Origin of the sequence: Rhizobium grahamii, from assembly GCF_009498215.1 — a bacterium.
In the GTDB taxonomy this organism is placed as follows: Bacteria; Pseudomonadota; Alphaproteobacteria; order Rhizobiales; family Rhizobiaceae; genus Rhizobium; species Rhizobium grahamii_A.
In genome coordinates, this window is sequence record NZ_CP043499.1 from 1,335,221 (window position 1) to 1,351,524 (window position 16,304).

General features: G+C 55.7%; 13 protein-coding genes and 2 pseudogenes. 7 read left to right on the forward strand and 8 right to left on the reverse strand.

Going from position 1 to position 16,304, the window contains the following annotated elements:
• Positions 1-1,094: pseudogene (dinB, locus tag FZ934_RS24955) on the forward strand (DNA polymerase IV).
• Between the two features lie 91 nt (positions 1,095-1,185).
• Positions 1,186-1,959, forward strand: coding sequence for an SOS response-associated peptidase (locus tag FZ934_RS24960; protein ID WP_153273491.1), 774 nt, complete (start codon positions 1,186-1,188; stop codon positions 1,957-1,959).
• A 72-nt stretch (positions 1,960-2,031) separates the two neighbouring features.
• On the opposite strand, the gene FZ934_RS24965 is transcribed toward FZ934_RS24960, so the two are convergent.
• Positions 2,032-2,907: a hypothetical protein gene (locus FZ934_RS24965; RefSeq protein WP_153273492.1), complete on the reverse strand. Its 876-nt coding sequence runs from the start codon at positions 2,905-2,907 to the stop codon at positions 2,032-2,034.
• Between the two features lie 4 nt (positions 2,908-2,911).
• Positions 2,912-4,513, reverse strand: coding sequence for an AAA family ATPase (locus FZ934_RS24970; RefSeq protein WP_153273493.1), 1,602 nt, complete (start codon positions 4,511-4,513; stop codon positions 2,912-2,914).
• 396 nt (positions 4,514-4,909) lie between these two features.
• Here FZ934_RS24970 and FZ934_RS24975 point away from each other — a divergent pair, with 396 nt between their 5' ends.
• Both FZ934_RS24975 and FZ934_RS24980 read left to right on the forward strand, forming a co-directional pair.
• On the forward strand, positions 4,910-5,539 hold the full coding sequence (locus tag FZ934_RS24975; RefSeq protein ID WP_153273494.1) for an FAD-binding oxidoreductase: 630 nt from the start codon (positions 4,910-4,912) through the stop codon (positions 5,537-5,539).
• A 72-nt stretch (positions 5,540-5,611) separates the two neighbouring features.
• On the forward strand, positions 5,612-5,974 hold the full coding sequence (locus FZ934_RS24980) for a 2Fe-2S iron-sulfur cluster-binding protein (protein WP_153273495.1): 363 nt from the start codon (positions 5,612-5,614) through the stop codon (positions 5,972-5,974).
• Positions 5,975-6,123: 149 nt separating this feature from the next.
• Here the strand turns inward: FZ934_RS24980 and FZ934_RS24985 are convergent, their stop codons facing one another.
• From FZ934_RS24985 to FZ934_RS25005, 5 genes are all read right to left on the reverse strand, one after another.
• A complete protein-coding gene (locus tag FZ934_RS24985) occupies positions 6,124-7,017 on the reverse strand; it encodes a nucleotidyltransferase domain-containing protein (RefSeq protein ID WP_153273496.1) in 894 nt (297 codons plus the stop codon).
• A complete protein-coding gene (locus tag FZ934_RS24990; protein WP_432443631.1) occupies positions 6,971-8,014 on the reverse strand; it encodes a patatin-like phospholipase family protein in 1,044 nt (347 codons plus the stop codon). The genes FZ934_RS24985 and FZ934_RS24990 overlap by 47 nt, the downstream gene beginning before the upstream one ends.
• 249 nt (positions 8,015-8,263) lie before the next feature.
• Positions 8,264-9,112: a metallophosphoesterase gene (locus tag FZ934_RS24995; protein WP_348649103.1), complete on the reverse strand. Its 849-nt coding sequence runs from the start codon at positions 9,110-9,112 to the stop codon at positions 8,264-8,266.
• 91 nt (positions 9,113-9,203) lie between these two features.
• Positions 9,204-10,115, reverse strand: coding sequence for a hypothetical protein (locus FZ934_RS25000; RefSeq protein WP_153273498.1), 912 nt, complete (start codon positions 10,113-10,115; stop codon positions 9,204-9,206).
• A gap of 71 nt (positions 10,116-10,186) precedes the next feature.
• On the reverse strand, positions 10,187-12,139 hold the full coding sequence (locus tag FZ934_RS25005) for an AAA family ATPase (RefSeq protein WP_153273499.1): 1,953 nt from the start codon (positions 12,137-12,139) through the stop codon (positions 10,187-10,189).
• 653 nt (positions 12,140-12,792) lie between these two features.
• Here FZ934_RS25005 and FZ934_RS25010 point away from each other — a divergent pair.
• Together FZ934_RS25010 and FZ934_RS28745 are read left to right on the forward strand one after the other, a co-directional pair.
• Positions 12,793-13,020 (forward strand): helix-turn-helix domain-containing protein, encoded by a 228-nt coding sequence (locus tag FZ934_RS25010; protein WP_194273826.1) that lies wholly within the window; start codon positions 12,793-12,795, stop codon positions 13,018-13,020.
• A gap of 873 nt (positions 13,021-13,893) precedes the next feature.
• A pseudogene (locus FZ934_RS28745) lies at positions 13,894-14,153 on the forward strand (IS3 family transposase); the annotation flags it as partial.
• A gap of 314 nt (positions 14,154-14,467) precedes the next feature.
• Here FZ934_RS28745 and FZ934_RS25015 read toward each other — a convergent pair.
• Positions 14,468-15,508, reverse strand: coding sequence for a glutamine synthetase beta-grasp domain-containing protein (locus tag FZ934_RS25015; protein ID WP_153273501.1), 1,041 nt, complete (start codon positions 15,506-15,508; stop codon positions 14,468-14,470).
• Positions 15,509-15,990: 482 nt separating this feature from the next.
• On the opposite strand from FZ934_RS25015, the gene FZ934_RS25020 reads away from it, so the two are divergent.
• A complete protein-coding gene (locus FZ934_RS25020; RefSeq protein WP_153273502.1) occupies positions 15,991-16,191 on the forward strand; it encodes a DUF2735 domain-containing protein in 201 nt (66 codons plus the stop codon).
• Positions 16,192-16,304 lie beyond the last annotated feature (113 nt).

A 16,304-nucleotide genomic window follows, 5' to 3' on the forward strand; every position in this document is an offset into this window, starting at 1 on the left:
ATGGAGACGCGAGCCCCCAATCCGGATCGTCCCCGCAAGATCATCCATATCGACATGGATGCCTTCTATGCTTCCGTGGAACAGAGGGACAATCCTGAACTTCGAGGTCAGCCGGTCGCCGTCGGCGGTTCGGAGGCGCGTGGTGTCGTCGCCGCCGCAAGCTACGAAGCACGGAAGTTCGGCGTCCACTCCGCCATGCCTTCCGTAACCGCAAAACGGAAGTGCCCCGACCTCATCTTCGTGAAGCCTCGCTTTGACGTCTACAAGGCCGTTTCGACACAGATCAGGGAGGTGTTCGCCGAGTATACGCCCATGATCGAGCCGTTGTCCCTGGATGAAGCCTATCTAGACGTCACGGAGAACCTGAAGGGCATGGAGATCGCGACCGAGATTGCGATGGAAATCCGCGCGAAGATCAAGGCTACAACTGGTCTCAATGCGTCTGGCGGAATCTCCTACAACAAATTCCTGGCCAAGATGGCCAGTGATCTCAACAAGCCCAACGGTCAGGCGGTAATCACGCCTAAGAACGGGCCGGCATTCGTGGCGCAACTGCCCGTCAAGAAATTCCATGGGGTCGGGCCGCGACAGCCCAGAAGATGCATCGCCTTGGCATCGAGACCGGAGCCGACCTGCGGGAGAAGAGCGTCGAATTCCTTGTGCAGCACTTCGGCAAGTCCGGGCCGTATTTTTACGGCATCGCCCGTGGAATAGACGAGCGGCAAGTAAAGCCTGATCGCGTACGCAAGTCCGTGGGCGCTGAAGACACCTTTGCCCAGGATATCCATACCTACGACCCCGCGCTTGAAGGCGTAAAGCCGCTGATCGCCAAGGTATGGCGCTATTGCGAGGCGAACGGCATCACCGGCAAGACCGTCACACTGAAGGTCAAGTATGCCGATTTCACCCAGATCACGCGGGCCAGAACCATGCCCGATGGGTACCCGTCGCCGGAGGCGATCGAGATGACGATCAACAGCTTGTTGGAGGCTGTGTTTCCGACGCGGCAAGGCATTCGCCTGCTCGGTGTGACTCTATCGTCGCTGGAGCGACAAGCCGGCGCGGGCACGACGCAACTGGTGCTGACGCTCTAGGTACCGGTGCGGTTATCTTGAGATTGGCTGGCTTGAATGTTCCTGCGAGATGTCGGACGTTCATGCTCTGGAACAGGGAGATGACTGCCGCATGTGTAATCTCTACCGGATGGACGATCGAGACTGGGTCAGCAAATGGGCCCAGGACGTCGAAAGCTTGATCAACCTGATGCCAGCCTATCAGATCAACCCCGATCAATGGGCACCTGTGCTGAGAAATACAGCCGACGGCCGAAAACAACTGGCGAATTGCCGCTGGGGTCTTCCATCACCCACCTACGTCCAGAAAAAGGCTGCCGAAGCCCGCGCCGAGAAACTGCGTAAGAAAGGCGCTCCCGTAGACATGGACGAATTGCTGCGGATGGAGCCGGACGGCGGCGTGACGAACGTCCGAAACCTCGCCCTGCCCCATTGGAAGCGCTGGTTCGGCGTTGAACACCGTTGCCTCGCCCCTGTGACATCGTTCGCCGAACCCGACCACTCGAGTAAGGAAGAAGGAGGCAAGACGCCGAATGCCTGGTTCTCCACAAACCCGGACAAGCCAATCATGTACTTCGCGGGCTTGTGGGTGCCTCAATGGCGGAGTGTCCGGAAGGTGAAGGACGGCATGACGACCGACGATCTATACGGGTTTCTGACAACCGATCCTAACGACGTTGTCCGACCAGTCCACGAAAAGGCAATGCCGGTATTGCTCCAGACCCGTGAAGAGACTGACGTCTGGATGAGCGCGCCGTGGGAAGAAGCCAAACACCTGGCACGGCCACTTCCGAACGACCGCATCATGATCACCTCGCGAGAGCCATACGGCTCGACGATTGTCGCCAAATCGGGTGAACCGCTAGAGGAGGCCATGGTACTTTGAGGAACGAAGCGCTGAATTCCGACCGCTAAGAGTGGTGGACCTAAGCCGTGATACTGCGGGCACCTGGTATGCTTAGAGGGCGACGAGCGGACCATTCACCGCGCGCCCCGGCCTAGAAAGCGCCCGCCAAATCCAATTCAGCGTCCGTCTTTCCAACAGCGCATGAAGAAAGACTGACTCCCAGTTGTTCTTCGTTCGATGCTCGCGAGTGGCCTCCTCGATCTCGTCGCATAGCAGTCGAACCAACTCTGCTTTCGATTCTGGGTTCTTCCGTCGCAAGGCTGTCACCACACTCGATGGCCGGCGGCAGAACTTTTCGAAGCCGCGCTTTACATGTTGCTTGATCCCCTCCTTCGACACGAGCGTTTTGGTGTGGAAGTCGAATGCGGCGCTGTCACGAACGCGCTTTGGCTTCTTGAACATCACCTCGAAGGTTGGGGTGTCGCCGTGGTCTCGTATCCGAACATAGATAGCACGGTCCGAAATTTTCCTATCGTATAGTGGATGAAGAAATCGCTCCCCCGGAGCGGGGCCGACGGTCTTGCCTAGTTTACTCTGATTGCAAACACATATCGGAAAAAGGTTCGGCTTGAAGATCGAGAACTCGGGGTAATGAGATTGCGGCAGAAAGTGGTCGACCTGGGTACTTGTCAACGAACCGCACATCGAGCAGCACCGCCCCGAGTGACTCTTCCTGATCTCGCGGATATAGGCGACCTGCTTGATCTTGGACGAGTAGAGCGCAGCCATCGCCGTGCTCAAAGGCTCTGTCGGTCCGTAGTGTTGGACATGCCAGGGATTCCCTTTGTTACGAAGGTAATCCTTGTATGCCGCAATCAGAAAAGGCGTATTTGCTTCGATCGTATTATGGTGCGGGAACTTCGTATTCTGCGCAACATCCCGAAGTAGACCAAACTGGCCGATGAAATCGTGTTGAATTTGCTTCATAAGCTTACCGGAAAGCGTCTCTGATCACGCTCAACACCTCGCGCGAGAGGTATGAACCGTATTTTTCTTTGATTTCATCAAAGGAAGAATGCGAGGCAATCAGGCGCTTCACTGTATCGTCGGCAAGAAATGACTGCCCGTCCTCACCAAAAATGAATGATGAAATGGACGAGATGTCGGCCCCAAAGGTTCTCATACCCGGCACTCTTACATTCACCTTCCCATCGTCATCTTTCTCGACGACGAGCACCTGATCATGAAATACCTCCCGCACAACGTAGACAGAGTGCGTTGCCACGATTGCACAGGAGCCTGTGTCCGAAAGAAGGCTCTCAAGAGCGCTCATCAGTCGAGCGACGAAATTCGGGTGCAGGTGAGTTTCCGGTTCATCGAGCAGTATCAGGGAGCCGTTTTCGATGAACATACACGCTTGGGCAAGGAGCTTTATGAAGCGAACCTCGCCTGTGCTGAGGTGGTAAAAACGTCCGCTACTAACTCGCCCAGGCTCGACGCTCTGATTGATATCAAACAACAAACCCAGACGGCGCTGCTCGCTGCTGTGCCGCAAATGGGCCAAGAAGATACACTCTTTGCTGCTCTGCGAACGGAAGACGATTTCTTCGGGACGATTGATCGCGAACACCGCCTTCATGAAAATCGCGAGGCGTGTCTTCTCCGCGATCATGCGATCGTTTCTGGCCAGTTCAACGATGCTCGCCGAAGCGGTGTTGCCAGAAGAACTATGGCGAAGTCGGCTGGTAGAAAACCGCTTGTAGTAGGTCGCTGGATTTTTCCAGTTCTCACTTGGAAAGGTTCCCGTGAACTCGTTACCAGGGGTAAAGGCTAAAACACGGCTGGCTACAACTCTGTCATCCTCGCTACTCGCGTCTCGCTGAATCCCGATCAGGGCCTTCCTCGCCACAGTCCCAAGTGCGCTGCTTTTTCCTACGCCGTTCTTCCCAATAAGAACGCAAGTGCGCTTTGGGATGCCCGAGTCATGATTGAACGCAAAATCAACCTCGACGATCCCCTGTTGTTGATTAGACATTTCGATTCTCACGGACTTAGGTCCAGATGAAACATCTTCCTGATCAAGTCCTCGCAGTATCGGCTTCGAGTTCTTGAGGGCATAATAGGCTTCGGATTCCCGTGCGAGCGAGTATTTAAAAGCATCAGATGCAAGTGCTCGGCGCTCGAAGTCCCGACGGCTTGGCGTTCCAGCAATAGCGACAAGGTCATTTGTGGATTGAAGAAGCTCAACGCCCTCGTCAACACCAAGGCTGCGGATCACATGCCGATACATTTCTTGCGAGTAGGCGAGAGAGAAGACGTGATCCCGGTCGGTAGATATAGGAATTCTTCGACGTTGGTCCAACGCATTTCCCACGCCAATGAACCTCTGCGATTCCTCGTCAAAAAAAGCGACCTTCGCGAGATATTCATAGTTGATCTCCCGATTTGCAACCCGTGAGATAATCGCTCGAGACACGTGCCCAAAGTCATTCCAAGTGGGATCGTTTGGCTTAATCCATATGAAATCAATAGGAAGAATAGGCAAATCGTCGAGATCAAACGCGATGATTACGTCGCGCGTGCTGTCACCCATGCCGAATTTCCCCTAGCGCTACATGCAGCTCTTAATTGCGATTGGAATCGAACGCGATACTTTTGATATCAACTGGATCGCTTTTCAAGGCAGCGGATTGGCCTTTCAGAGGTTTGGACTCGGAAATTTAGTCTTGTAGTGCGACAGATCGATTGGTGGCTTGCACTGTTAAGGGCGACGTCCAGAAAGTTGCAGACGATAGAAACATAGTTGAACGGCTGATATTCATTGCGCTGTTAACGCTTTTCGTTCCGCCTATCATCAACTTCATACCAGAGCCGCTCGGTTCAATGGGGGTTGGGCTATTCTACATTGGAGCGCTGATAGTCGCCTTCCCAACGCTTCCAGCCGCGGCAACAGTCGCTGCAAGGTATCTAACAGCCCCGCGGTCTCTTGATGCGATCTCGATCGGGTCCGTCGCGCGGCTTCAAGGACATGAAGGTCATCCACACCCAGCGCGTGGCAGACGAGGTCACGGCGGTATGGCTGCAGGCCTTGGATGGCGGAAACCTGCCCGACTACTTTCCCGGTCAGCACATCACCGTGCAAACGAATGACCCTGTTTCGGGCGAGCAGTTGATCCGTTGCTATTCGCTCGTCGGCTCCGCTGTCGAGGAAGGGCGCAAGACCTACCAGATCGCTGTCCGTTTCGTACCGCGGCCGCACGATCGGCCCGACCTGCCGGACGGCCGCATGTCGACAGTGATGAACCGGCATCTCGCCGTGGATCACAAGATTCAGGTTCAGGCCCCGAGCGGACATTTCGTCATTCCCGCCGAATCCACACGGCCGATCGTCCTCGTCGCGGGCGGCATCGGAATCACCCCGATGATCTCGCACCTCGAAACGATTGCGACCTTGCAGGAGCAGCCCAGGGTTCACTTGGTCTATGCAAATCGATCCCGGGAGACAGAAGCATTCGCAGATCGGCTCAACCAACTGCAGGCGAGAATGCCCTCGCTGACAATCACTCGCCTATGGGGAGCCGGCGAAGGTGAGTTGCCCTACGGAGTACGGGTTGGATGAGCGAGCGTCGCGGACGTTCTCCTGGACGACTTCAAGGAACACCCGGAGGTTTACTTCTGCGGTCCGCCGCCGATGACAGCCGCGCTACGCAAGGCGCTTATCGCTGCGGGACATTCGAGCGAACTCGTATTCGAGGAGGCTTTCACCGCCGCTCAGGTGGATACGTCCAAACTCCCGGAAGGCCCGTTCAAGGTCACGTTCCCCAAATCGGACAAGACTGTGATCTGGAAACGGGAAAACGGCTCACTGCTCGAACTAGCGGAAGCACAAGGTATCAAGATCACAAATGGATGCCGTGCCGGCCAGTGTGAATCGTGCGAGGTCCGCATCCTGGGCGGCGAATGTACTCATCGCATCGAGGTCAACCATGACGGCGGCGAGACTTGCCTGGCGTGCCAGGCCGTGCCGACCGCCGACCTGTTGATCGACGCTTGACCACAGTGCGACCGAGATGCTCTTCAGTCGCCACCGTCATCATAGCTGTGGAACAGGAAGTGAAAAGGTCGTCTCCAGCCTGTCCTGCGGTGAGGTCACATCGCCCGAGACGGCCAACTCTGCCGCCGACATCGGCAACCCGAGGCGCGCTAAGACCAGTCTAGCCAAAGCTTTTTAATTGCGTCGAGGTAAGTCTGGCAATCACCGGCGCGCCAAGTCACTGGAGAATTGCCAATGAGCGAATGTATTCCGTTCGCACATTTGAACTGGCTCCTATCGGCCTCAGCTACGAAATTGAAAGTTTCGACGACGGTATCTTGGAATGTTTTGCCAAACAGCGGATTCGGCGCGTTGTAGAGCATACCCTCGATGAAATAGGAGGGTGCGACTCCCTCCTGCAGCAGTCCATTATCGACCAAGTAGTTCCGCATGTTTTTGTAACAACGAACTGTGTGTTTGAACCACGTGCCGGTTTGCTGGTGTTTCTTTGTACAGTTGTCAGAATGCTGCTTTGGATAGTTTACGATTTGGGTGCCGTCTGGCATGAAGAAACATATGCCACGTGCGTAGGAGTGGTCAGTTATGGTGTCAAATCGGTAATAGTGCCGATATTCCATGGCTGGTAAGACGTCGCAATCCCTCCTGTTCTTACCCTTCGGGACGAATATCGCCTTCTTCCCCGGCACCACGTCAGCGCCGTAATTCTTTACCAGCCAAGTCGTAACGTCAGCCCTATAATGTTGGTAGGTATAGGCGGCAGCGCCGCCGTAGGTTCGAACGAACGCAGCATACTGATCGGCGGGAAGTGCTCCGGCATTGTGGTAGAATGCGGCGGATGTAAGCGAAACGACGTCGACATCGCTATCCCTCGCGACGTTGGTGTCGTTACCATAGGAACCTTGCAGAAAAACATCGGAAGCTTTGCCAGCAAACGGCGACCCGCGATCTTCCAGAACTTCCTTTACCGATCGGTAAGTGTCCCTTGATGGCCCGGCTTCAGGCTGGGTTGACCACGCTGCTAGCTGATGCTCCGGAATCGCCATTCTTGCCCTCAAATAATGCCTTCAACGCAAGCTCGTATTCACGGAAAGACTCTCTTCCGCGCTGGTAAATCTGGTCGAGTTTATCGAGATCGGACTCGAATAGGTCCGCAGCCATATCGGGCTCACTGTACGTCTTGCTGATTCGAACAGTGGCGACGTCCTTAAACAGAACGTTGCGTAGCTGGTGCATGGATTTCGTGTTTATCTCCAAAACCTTTTGCAGAAGGCGGACTGTGAAAAGGTAACCTATCCAGTGGGCGATGCTGGTGTAACGCCGGGGTGACGGATACTCCCCGACTCCCACGCTGACAACACGGAGGTCTGACCGTGCCAACCCGAATGCTTCGGTAGCGTCTGCAATTGCATAAAGCGTAGGATTGTTGGCGCAAAAACCTCCGTCTGCGGCGAGGATTTTCTGCCCATCGCTCGTCACGATAAGTTTGCGGCTAAAGAATGGATAAGCCGAACATGAGGCCTCGACGGCATCTCCGATGGTGCAACCCCATCCCGGGTTGAAGTTACCCGCGTCCCCGTGGGCTTGGCTGCGAGAGGTCTTGAAGATCAACGGGGTCTCGAATGCCCACCGTGTCGAGACGATGCCGATGTTCGTCTTAAAATCTTCAAATTTCTTCTGCTGGAAGACTTCAGTTGCCAGTTCCTTCAGCGCCATCGATTTCGTCCAGGGAAACAGCCGGCCCATGATCTTGACGACGTGTGTTCTATAGAGCCTATGAATTTCGTCGACGGAGTAGCCCAGACAAATTAATGCCGCAATGATGGACCCCGTGCTTGTTCCATACACGAGATCAAAGCGCTCATGGAGGCGGCATCCAAGCATACCCTCAAGGCCCTTCAGGACGCCGAGTGAGTAAAACCCCTTGGCACCGCCGCCATCAAGGCTGAGAATTCGAAAAGGCTGGCCGGAACGAGGCTGCATTTGACCTTGGTGACTATTATCCTGCTGCTCACTAAAGCATTTTGCGGAAGCAATTCCCATTGGCTACACATCGCATTATGCAACTTCTCAACGAGTTTTTGAGATAGAAGCACGCACGACCCCGCGCAGATGGCGCATCGACGTGACGCCCCCTGACGACGATAGCCGAAACAGTGTCGGCGTCCGGGGTCAAGGTAAGAAGATACAACACTTATGGATTTCGGGTAACGCTACACCTGTTCGATTAGCGCCTCTATCTCCGCGTCCGGAGACCGGCGTCAGCGCGGTGGATGATTTGAAGGATACTGGCTACTCTTCCTCCCGATCAGGATCGACGTCAGGCACATTATCGAGGACAGCCAACGCCGAACCCGCGAGTTCCTCATTTGATCTTGGATTTGCACCGATCTCCACGACGAGGCCGGGATCGAACCCTGTCCATTCACCTGGGTATCCACGAGGATTGCTGACCACGCGCGTCCCTCCGATGTTGTAGTCATTGCGGCTATGGACGTGCCCATGTATCCAAAGCGATGGCTGGGCATCCAGGATCAGGCTTTCCAGATGAGAGGCATAGCAGCCGACCACCGAATCTTCTTGGTCCCACGTCGGAATCGATCGGCTGGAGGGAGCGTGATGCGTTACGACGACGGTCGTCTGTCCCTGGCTTTCCTGCAATGTCTTAGCGATGAAATCGCGCGTCTCCTGATGCTTTCGAAAGGCATGAATGGGCTTGAATTTCTTGTAGGGCTGCTTTGTAAATTTGATCCGCCGGTAGTCGTACATTCCCTCTTCCGCGGCAGCCATTGCAAGGGCCGGTTCGCGGCCAAACAGACGGAAGTCGGTCCAAAGGGTTCCTCCGATGAACCGGGCGTCGCCAATATCGACAATCGCATTCTCGAGGAAATGGATGTTAGGGAGGCCACACGCAAACTCGCGGGCGTCGCGGATGTTTTCCTGGACGGAGCCGCCCCAAAACTCATGATTTCCCGCGACACAGACGATCGGAATTTCGGGCACGATCGTGTCGGCCAACCATCTAAGACTGGGGATGATGCCCTTCCTGTTGATGTCCCCCGCACACACGACCACATCCGTCTCTTCAGGCGGTTGGTGGTTGAAAGGCACTCGAAATTCGAGGTGCAGATCGGAGATCACCCATAGCTTCATTGGATCAACACCGATTGACTACTGGTGAAAATGAGTTTGGCGAACGAAGGCTGTCGCCATATATCGCTGCCAGACCGGCTCATTCGGACAGGAATGGAGCGTGTGGAAGGTACCAGGCAGCAAACTCGCTGACCATGTTGATCGATACAGCATCGTGTTCGATCAGCAGTGTCCGCTCGACCTCTTGAACCGAGAGCCATCCGTCGTTCAACCGCCATCGCCTGAGGAATATTTGATCAAGGTTCCATCGGCTCCAGAACCTGAGAGATTTGAGAGCGTCATCCCGGGTCTTCGTCGTCGGCGCATGCTTGGCCGCCACCTCGAGCCATTCCACTATGCTCTCTTCGGTGATGATGCCTGACCCTTTGAGCCTCTCAGCAATGTCATCTGGAACACTGGCCAACGCGACGTGAAGGGCCACCGTAAACCGGCGGTCCGCGGTAAAATCAATTCCCCATTCATTGGGGAAGTCACGCCACAGGATCGTTTCAGCTTGTTCCGTCCACCGGGCACCGAGAACAAGGCCGAGGCTTTCGAAGACACCGAACGCTTCAGGCGCAAGGTATGCAGGACCACATCCATGGGCTGCTCGTATGTTCGCAGGCCGGAGGCCCGTTGGACTTGGTCGGGCCCGCGCTCCGACGAAATGTCGGTACTCCAGCAGATTGACTTGGGCGGCGAGAGAAACGACGACTGTGGCGACATCGTCCCATCGTGGCAGCGTCGCCGGCAACGTCGGGTGTGCACTTCTCTCGATGCCACCGTCGGCCGCTTTGACCGCCTCTCCGAGCCCGACCAAGGCCCCGCAAGCAGCTTCAAAGACACTGATGAAGAGATGGTCCCATTGACCGGTTGCTGGATCGGGAAGTGCCGACCACAGGAACTCGGCGACTGGGCCAACCCATTTCGGCTGTAGAGGGTCTTTGACTGCGGAGCCATCGGAAATCTTGATCCGTCGGCCCAACGGCTCAAACCCCGCGTCGTCGAGCATTTCGCCGAGCGAACCCGGGGAAGGCTTTCCCGGCGTCTTCCGATTGCCGGATGATCGTGTTCGTTTCGCTCTCACGGGGCCGTCCTCAGTAGTGGCTTTGCAAGGCTGACGACAGAACGACGATGGTGACCAATGATCTCAAATACCTCATCGCCCGCTAACTCCCCCGCCTCGAGCAATCTGTCGGCAACCGCGTCCAACGCCGGTCGTTGGGCACGGATAATCGACCGCGCGCGCGCAAGCTGCGTTTCGAGAATGTCATGCACTTCGCGCCTCAGCTCGGGCAGGTAAAGGCGTAGATTGGAGGTCTCGCTCTGCTCGAACGCTCCCGCGACCAGCGTGTACCCCATACCAAGGGAACCTTCGAGCGCGGTGGCCAGATCGGTGGCGCGGTTGAGGTCCGCCCCGTCGGCTCCGCCCGCCCCGTCGGTGAATGATCCGTACACCTCCAACTCGGCGGCAATCCCGCCCAGAAAGGTTGCTATCGCGTTTTCGAAGAACACCCTTGTTCTCCGCTGCGGCGCGGGCGGCTGATACTCGACGTAGCCGAGTTCACGGATTTCCCCCTCGACTTTATGGCGGGAAATCTTGATGGCGGAGACCCTCGAATGTCCCACCTCGGCACTGACGACCGCATGGCCAGCCTCGTGGACTGCCAACGCGCGGAGATACGCCTCCGGTAGTTTGGTCAGAGGTCGAAGGTTGGCGACGATATGGTTGCTGCTCAAGCGCTCCGATTTCCGCCGCGCGGCGCGCTTGGCATCGCGGACAATTCGTTCGATATCCGCGCCTGTCAGACCTTCCGTAGCCAGATCGAACAGTTCAAAGTCGGCAGAGCAAAGCGTGACACCGCTATGAAATACAAGGATGCGCCTCCGCGCAGCTGCATCGGGTAACGGCACTCCGATATGCCGGTCGAGCCGTCCGGCCCTTTTTATCGCGGGGTCCAGAAGGTCCGGATGGTTGCAGGCTCCCAAGACGATCACGCCCTCACGGCGTTCGAATCCGTCTAGCAGCTGTAGCAAAGCTGTGATCACCGAACGCATATAGGCGCTGTTTCGATCCTTCTCACCGCGATTGCCAAACACATCTATTTCATCGATGAAAAGGATCGATGGGGCCTTTTCTTTGGCCTCGGTGAACGACGCCCGCATTGCCTTTAAATGCTCGTCAAGTGCTCCCGCCTCTTGCCATCGCGATGCCGATCCATAGATCACAGGGACAGAGCAACTGTTGGCCAGAGCGCTGGCGAACATCGTTTTGCCAACGCCAGGCGGCCCAGAAATCAACACCCCATTTTCGACATCGCTCCAGGGAATGATACCGTTCTTGAAGTCCGCGATATCCTGCGCGAGATCATATCCCCACTCAATGAGGCTGCCATAACCGTGCATGTCGGAGAGAGTTGGCCCCCTTGGGGGCAGCGGTTGTACCGGTTTAGGCTGGCTCACGACAACAGGTTTTGGAAGACTCCGCAACCGATGGAGGGCTTGCAGTGGCTGGCGGCGATCCTGGAAGGCCCGGCTCAGCCGAGACCACGGCTCGGTTAGCAGCATTTCCACGCTCTCACGGCTGACTGGAAGTCCCGCACGCCGGAGCGCGGCCTCCGCATGTCGAGATGTACGGGGACCGAGCTGTACCACGGCATCAGAAAGCAACCGGTCGTCGTCTTGAAGTTCGTATGACGCCGGCGCGAACAAGATTGCTCTCTCATCTCGCAGCGCCTCCGCCTGATGACGAAAGTTATTCTTGTCACTCCATTCCATAACGTTCCCGTGAAACATTTGGGCTTGCCAGATTTGGGAGGCAAAAAACCGCGCAGCTTCTGCAAAAACAGGGAAGTAAAAATCGCCGCTCGTCACCAGCGTTATGATGGACTTCGTACCGAGCCTGTTCCATGGGCGCAGTGAGCCGGCCACGGCGCAGTAGGCCATGTACACAGGCAGCGTCAGCGGCAGCTCCTTATCGTCGGCCACGCCCCGCCATGGCACGCGAAGGCGTTTGCCGGATTGCTTGATCGGCATTGGAGTCTCCAAGTCGTCTTTGCAGGGTTCTATCGGTTAGTGACCGACAAGATACCGATGCCGCTTTCCGGCGGCTCATACGATCCAAGCTTGTACCAGCGTGACAAGGTCCGAGCTAAACCCCGGCCAGGGTCGACGTAATAGACTTCGCTTGTGATCGCGCGTCGCCCGTCACCGATACTCGGATGACCAAAGGCATGACCGATCAAGCAGGGAGCCAGGCGAGTTCCGACCGACCATGAAGTAAGAAGTGCATCTGGCAATTCTGGGAACCGCCCCGCACCCACGGCCTCAAGATCATCCGCAAGACTGCGTAAACGTGCGATTGTCTTGGCTGTGGTAGACCATTTCCAACGCGATTCAAGCGAAGCGAATTCATCCATCCCGACCGCCACTGTTCGACGCACCGATTAACATTGTCCCATTTGCACGCAACGGCGATGACCAATGTTGCTCATTAGAATCACTCATCGAACACGCTCCTACTTCGTCCTTAACGATGTCTTTAATTACAGCTTTTATGACTCTATTCAATCCCCTTTTGACGTTTTTTACGTCCTATTTGACTCATCTCTGTGCAGCCGGTTTTCTCGCCAATAATGACCACTTTGCTGACTGGTGATTTAATTAGGGCCGCTAGAGCGCTCATTGGCTTGAGCCAAGTCGAGCTGGCCAATAAGGCTGGCATCACCCAGAAACACTTGGGCGAATTCGAGCTGGGAAAACGAAAGATCACAGCGAGAGCGAACGAAAAGCTTCGGCGGGTGTTCGACGAGAGTAAAGTCCAGTTTATCGCGGCAAACATCGAGGCGAGTCATCTCGACGGAGCAGGCGTCCGCTGGAAGCCGCAACAGCCAAACGCGGGCATCAAAACTATCTAGCCGGCGTTAAAGACATGGAACTCAACGAATTCGCTCGAGTTCATGAGACCGGGTGACGCACGCAGCGGGGGTGGGCGTTCGATCGACCGGAGGTCATAAATTAAGATGGCGATCGACCAAATCAGGCCCGCCGACGGCGTTGCGTGGAGAGCGGAACCGCTGTTCGAGGGCCAGCATGATCGAGAAGCCAAAAGTCCGAAATTCAAAAATACAATGAAGTATTGAAATCGTTCAGAATTTCACCCGGCACAGCCGGTTCTAAGCGATTCTAAAGTCAATTTTACCCGCTACCGCAGTCGTTAGCCTCCGAAAATAAAGTCATTTCTTGCCGGTCAGTATACGCCCGGCGGGTGGGCACGCCTACGTGGATGACGGGTGAACCTGTCGGTTGAGGCCTTGCGTAATGACCCCATAAATATCCCGACTCGGTCACTCACTCAATGTGCGACGTAATGCGCCCATCGTGACCAGTCACAGCCCTGAGATGAAAGTTGTGTCCAGCCCTGAGCGCTGCCTTTGTTAGGCACGACAGAGAAGCCTGCCAATTATTCGGGAAGACTTGCGAGCCAGTCGCTACGGCAAGCATTGCTCGTCGCTATAGCATCGAGCGGCACCAGTCGTTCACCCGCCGTAACCTTCCACCCAATGGGCTCTGACGGCAGCCGTTGCCGAGCTGGTTGTCGTTCCAACATCGGAATGCCCTTCAGAACAAGGTCAAAGAGTTGCAGCGTTTCTTCGCCAAGAAGACGATGAAACGTGAATTGCGGGGAAGCGCTTTAGATTGCGACCAGCCCCAGGAAACATCTGTTGCATTCGCTGTCATAGACGAAGTGCTCAGCGGGATGTGCGTTGGTGCTATCGGCTGCGACAACAAGGGTCCGCGTGGCCCTCTCGCTCGACTGCTATAACCGCGAGGCCATTGCCGATGCGCCGCCACTGAAGTTATCACGACCGAAGACGTAGGAACCGTCACAACGATCTTCAAAGACCGCTTCGGCCGCTGCGATACTCTACCTAAGCCCCTCGAATGGCTGACTGACAGTGGATCGTTCTTCGTTGCGGCGTACATGAAATCGCTGCTCCTAAATATTGCAATGAAGCCTCGCACGACGCCAGTCCGCGGCCACACTTCGGTGAAGTTGTCGCTAAACGACTGAAAGAACGACCAAAATAACGGTTTCCATGGAGCTAGAACCGATGCTTATCAGGTTACAACTCCCATCCAATAAACCTCAGTTTGATACGTTACGTTATTGATTTTCCCTAATATTTCCCATCCTGTTTACACTTTTTTATGCGCATAACCGTCATGCCAAACTGGCACAGCCGGTCGCCAGATCTTTCCATAAGGAAAAAATAATGCGCCGCCAATGATCGCGACGCACGAAGAAACGAAGGCGCCGGTCAAAAGACCGACGCCTCGTGATTCGGCTCAGTAAACCCTGGCTTAGGCCGCTGCGGAAGCGAAACCAGCCGCCGGAACTTCCGAGATCGTCTTCAGAACCTGAGAAGCGATCTGGTAAGGGCAACCCTGGGAGTTCGGACGACGATCTTCCAGATAGCCCTTGTAGTCGTTCTTGACGAAGGAATGCGGAACGCGGATCGAGGCACCACGGTCAGCAACGCCGTAGGAGAACTTGTTCCACGGAGCAGTCTCGTGCTTGCCGGTCAGGCGCTTGTCGTTGTCAGGACCATAGACCGCAATGTGGGCTTCGAGGTTCTTTTCGAACTGGGCCATCAGCGCTTCGAAATAGGCCTTGCCGCCAACTTCGCGCATGAACTTGGTCGAGAAGTTGCAGTGCATGCCCGAGCCGTTCCAGTCGGTATCGCCGAGCGGCTTGCAATGATACTCGATGTCGATGCCGTACTTCTCGGTCAGACGCTGCAGCAGGTAGCGAGCCATCCAGATCTGGTCTGCGGCGCGCTTGGAGCCCTTGCCGAAAATCTGGAATTCCCACTGGCCCTTGGCCACTTCGGCGTTGATGCCTTCGTGGTTGATGCCGGCAGCTAGGCACTGGTCGAGATGCTCTTCGACGATCTCGCGAGCAACCGGACCGACATTGCTGGCACCAACGCCGCAATAGTACGGACCCTGCGGAGCCGGGTAACCTGTTTCCGGGAAGCCGAGCGGACGGCCGTTCTCGTAGAAGAAGTATTCCTGCTCGAAACCGAACCATGCATCCTCGTCTTCGAGGATGGTTGCGCGGCTGTTCGACGGATGCGGGGTAACGCCATCAGGCATCATGACTTCGCACATGACGAGAACGCCGTTGGTGCGGGCCGGATCAGGATAGACCGCAACCGGCTTCAGCACGCAGTCAGAGCTGCGGCCTTCGGCCTGGTTGGTCGAGCTTCCATCGAAGCCCCAGAGCGGGAGCTGTTCGAGCGTCGGAAATGCGTCGAATTCCTTGATCTGCGTCTTGCCGCGGAGATTTTGTACCGGGGTGTAGCCGTCGAGCCAGATGTACTCGAGCTTAAACTTGGTCATTTGCGAGTCTCTCAAACAAAGATGTGAGCAAATCCTCAAGTGACCGTCGATGCCGTCGCACCAACGCCCACCTAGGGGATGCCAGAGGAGATGCACGTAGCGTGCCAGTTCGAAAACAGGCTTGGAAAACAGGTCGAGAAATCCATTCTCCTTGATGGCCTCGACAGCCCGATTGTGAAGGATATTTAAACGGCCAGGCGGGCGAACAATGAGTGGAGTCAATCGTTTATCCCCGAGGCGGCGAAATGGCTCGCGGCTCGGAAACGTTCGCGCCGGAGTGCATCAAACTTTCATCACGAATAGGAAAATGCATAATTATTATGCATTTGATTAACATAAGGACATAATTGAATCCTGATATAATCCTAAGCAAAAGCGCGACGCTCAAGATTCCGACATTCTGTGCCTTTTTTTCAATCAAATAGAGCAGTTTATAAGCATCTGTGCTATTGTCTCGAAATGACCGAACCAGGAGGCATCACATGGCCATCGGAGTGCATCACGAGTCAGCGGTGATTTACGCGTTTCCGGCGAAGCGTTTCTCGAAATCCGCGCGTCCGGCAATCGAGATCGAGGCTGAGCTTGAGCCCTGCGTCTATGACAGCTGCTGGTACCACGAAGACGCCATGAAGGAAGAGGCGGCTGCTACGAAGCCGACCTTCAAGCCACGTCTGGTTGATTGATCCATCGGCTGCCGCAGGCGTGACCCGTTCGCCATCCGACGGGAGGAAATCAGCTTGCGCGCAGTAGCGGGGCGCGTCATGAGGAAAGCCGATAATCAGATCGGATGCTCGTG

Excerpts from the sequence above, each read along its gene's own strand:
- FZ934_RS24960 (WP_153273491.1), top strand. The coding sequence starts at position 1,186 with ATGTGTAATCTCTACCGGATGGACGATCGAGACTGGGTCAGCAAATGG.
- FZ934_RS24965 (WP_153273492.1), bottom strand. The coding sequence starts at position 2,907 with ATGAAGCAAATTCAACACGATTTCATCGGCCAGTTTGGTCTACTTCGG.
- FZ934_RS24970 (WP_153273493.1), bottom strand. The coding sequence starts at position 4,513 with ATGGGTGACAGCACGCGCGACGTAATCATCGCGTTTGATCTCGACGAT.
- FZ934_RS24975 (WP_153273494.1), top strand. The coding sequence starts at position 4,910 with ATGCGATCTCGATCGGGTCCGTCGCGCGGCTTCAAGGACATGAAGGTC.
- FZ934_RS24980 (WP_153273495.1), top strand. The coding sequence starts at position 5,612 with ATGACAGCCGCGCTACGCAAGGCGCTTATCGCTGCGGGACATTCGAGC.
- FZ934_RS24985 (WP_153273496.1), bottom strand. The coding sequence starts at position 7,017 with ATGGCGATTCCGGAGCATCAGCTAGCAGCGTGGTCAACCCAGCCTGAA.
- FZ934_RS24990 (WP_432443631.1), bottom strand. The coding sequence starts at position 8,014 with ATGGGAATTGCTTCCGCAAAATGCTTTAGTGAGCAGCAGGATAATAGT.
- FZ934_RS25000 (WP_153273498.1), bottom strand. The coding sequence starts at position 10,115 with ATGCTCGACGACGCGGGGTTTGAGCCGTTGGGCCGACGGATCAAGATT.
- FZ934_RS25005 (WP_153273499.1), bottom strand. The coding sequence starts at position 12,139 with ATGCCGATCAAGCAATCCGGCAAACGCCTTCGCGTGCCATGGCGGGGC.
- FZ934_RS25015 (WP_153273501.1), bottom strand. The coding sequence starts at position 15,508 with ATGACCAAGTTTAAGCTCGAGTACATCTGGCTCGACGGCTACACCCCG.
- FZ934_RS25020 (WP_153273502.1), top strand. The coding sequence starts at position 15,991 with ATGGCCATCGGAGTGCATCACGAGTCAGCGGTGATTTACGCGTTTCCG.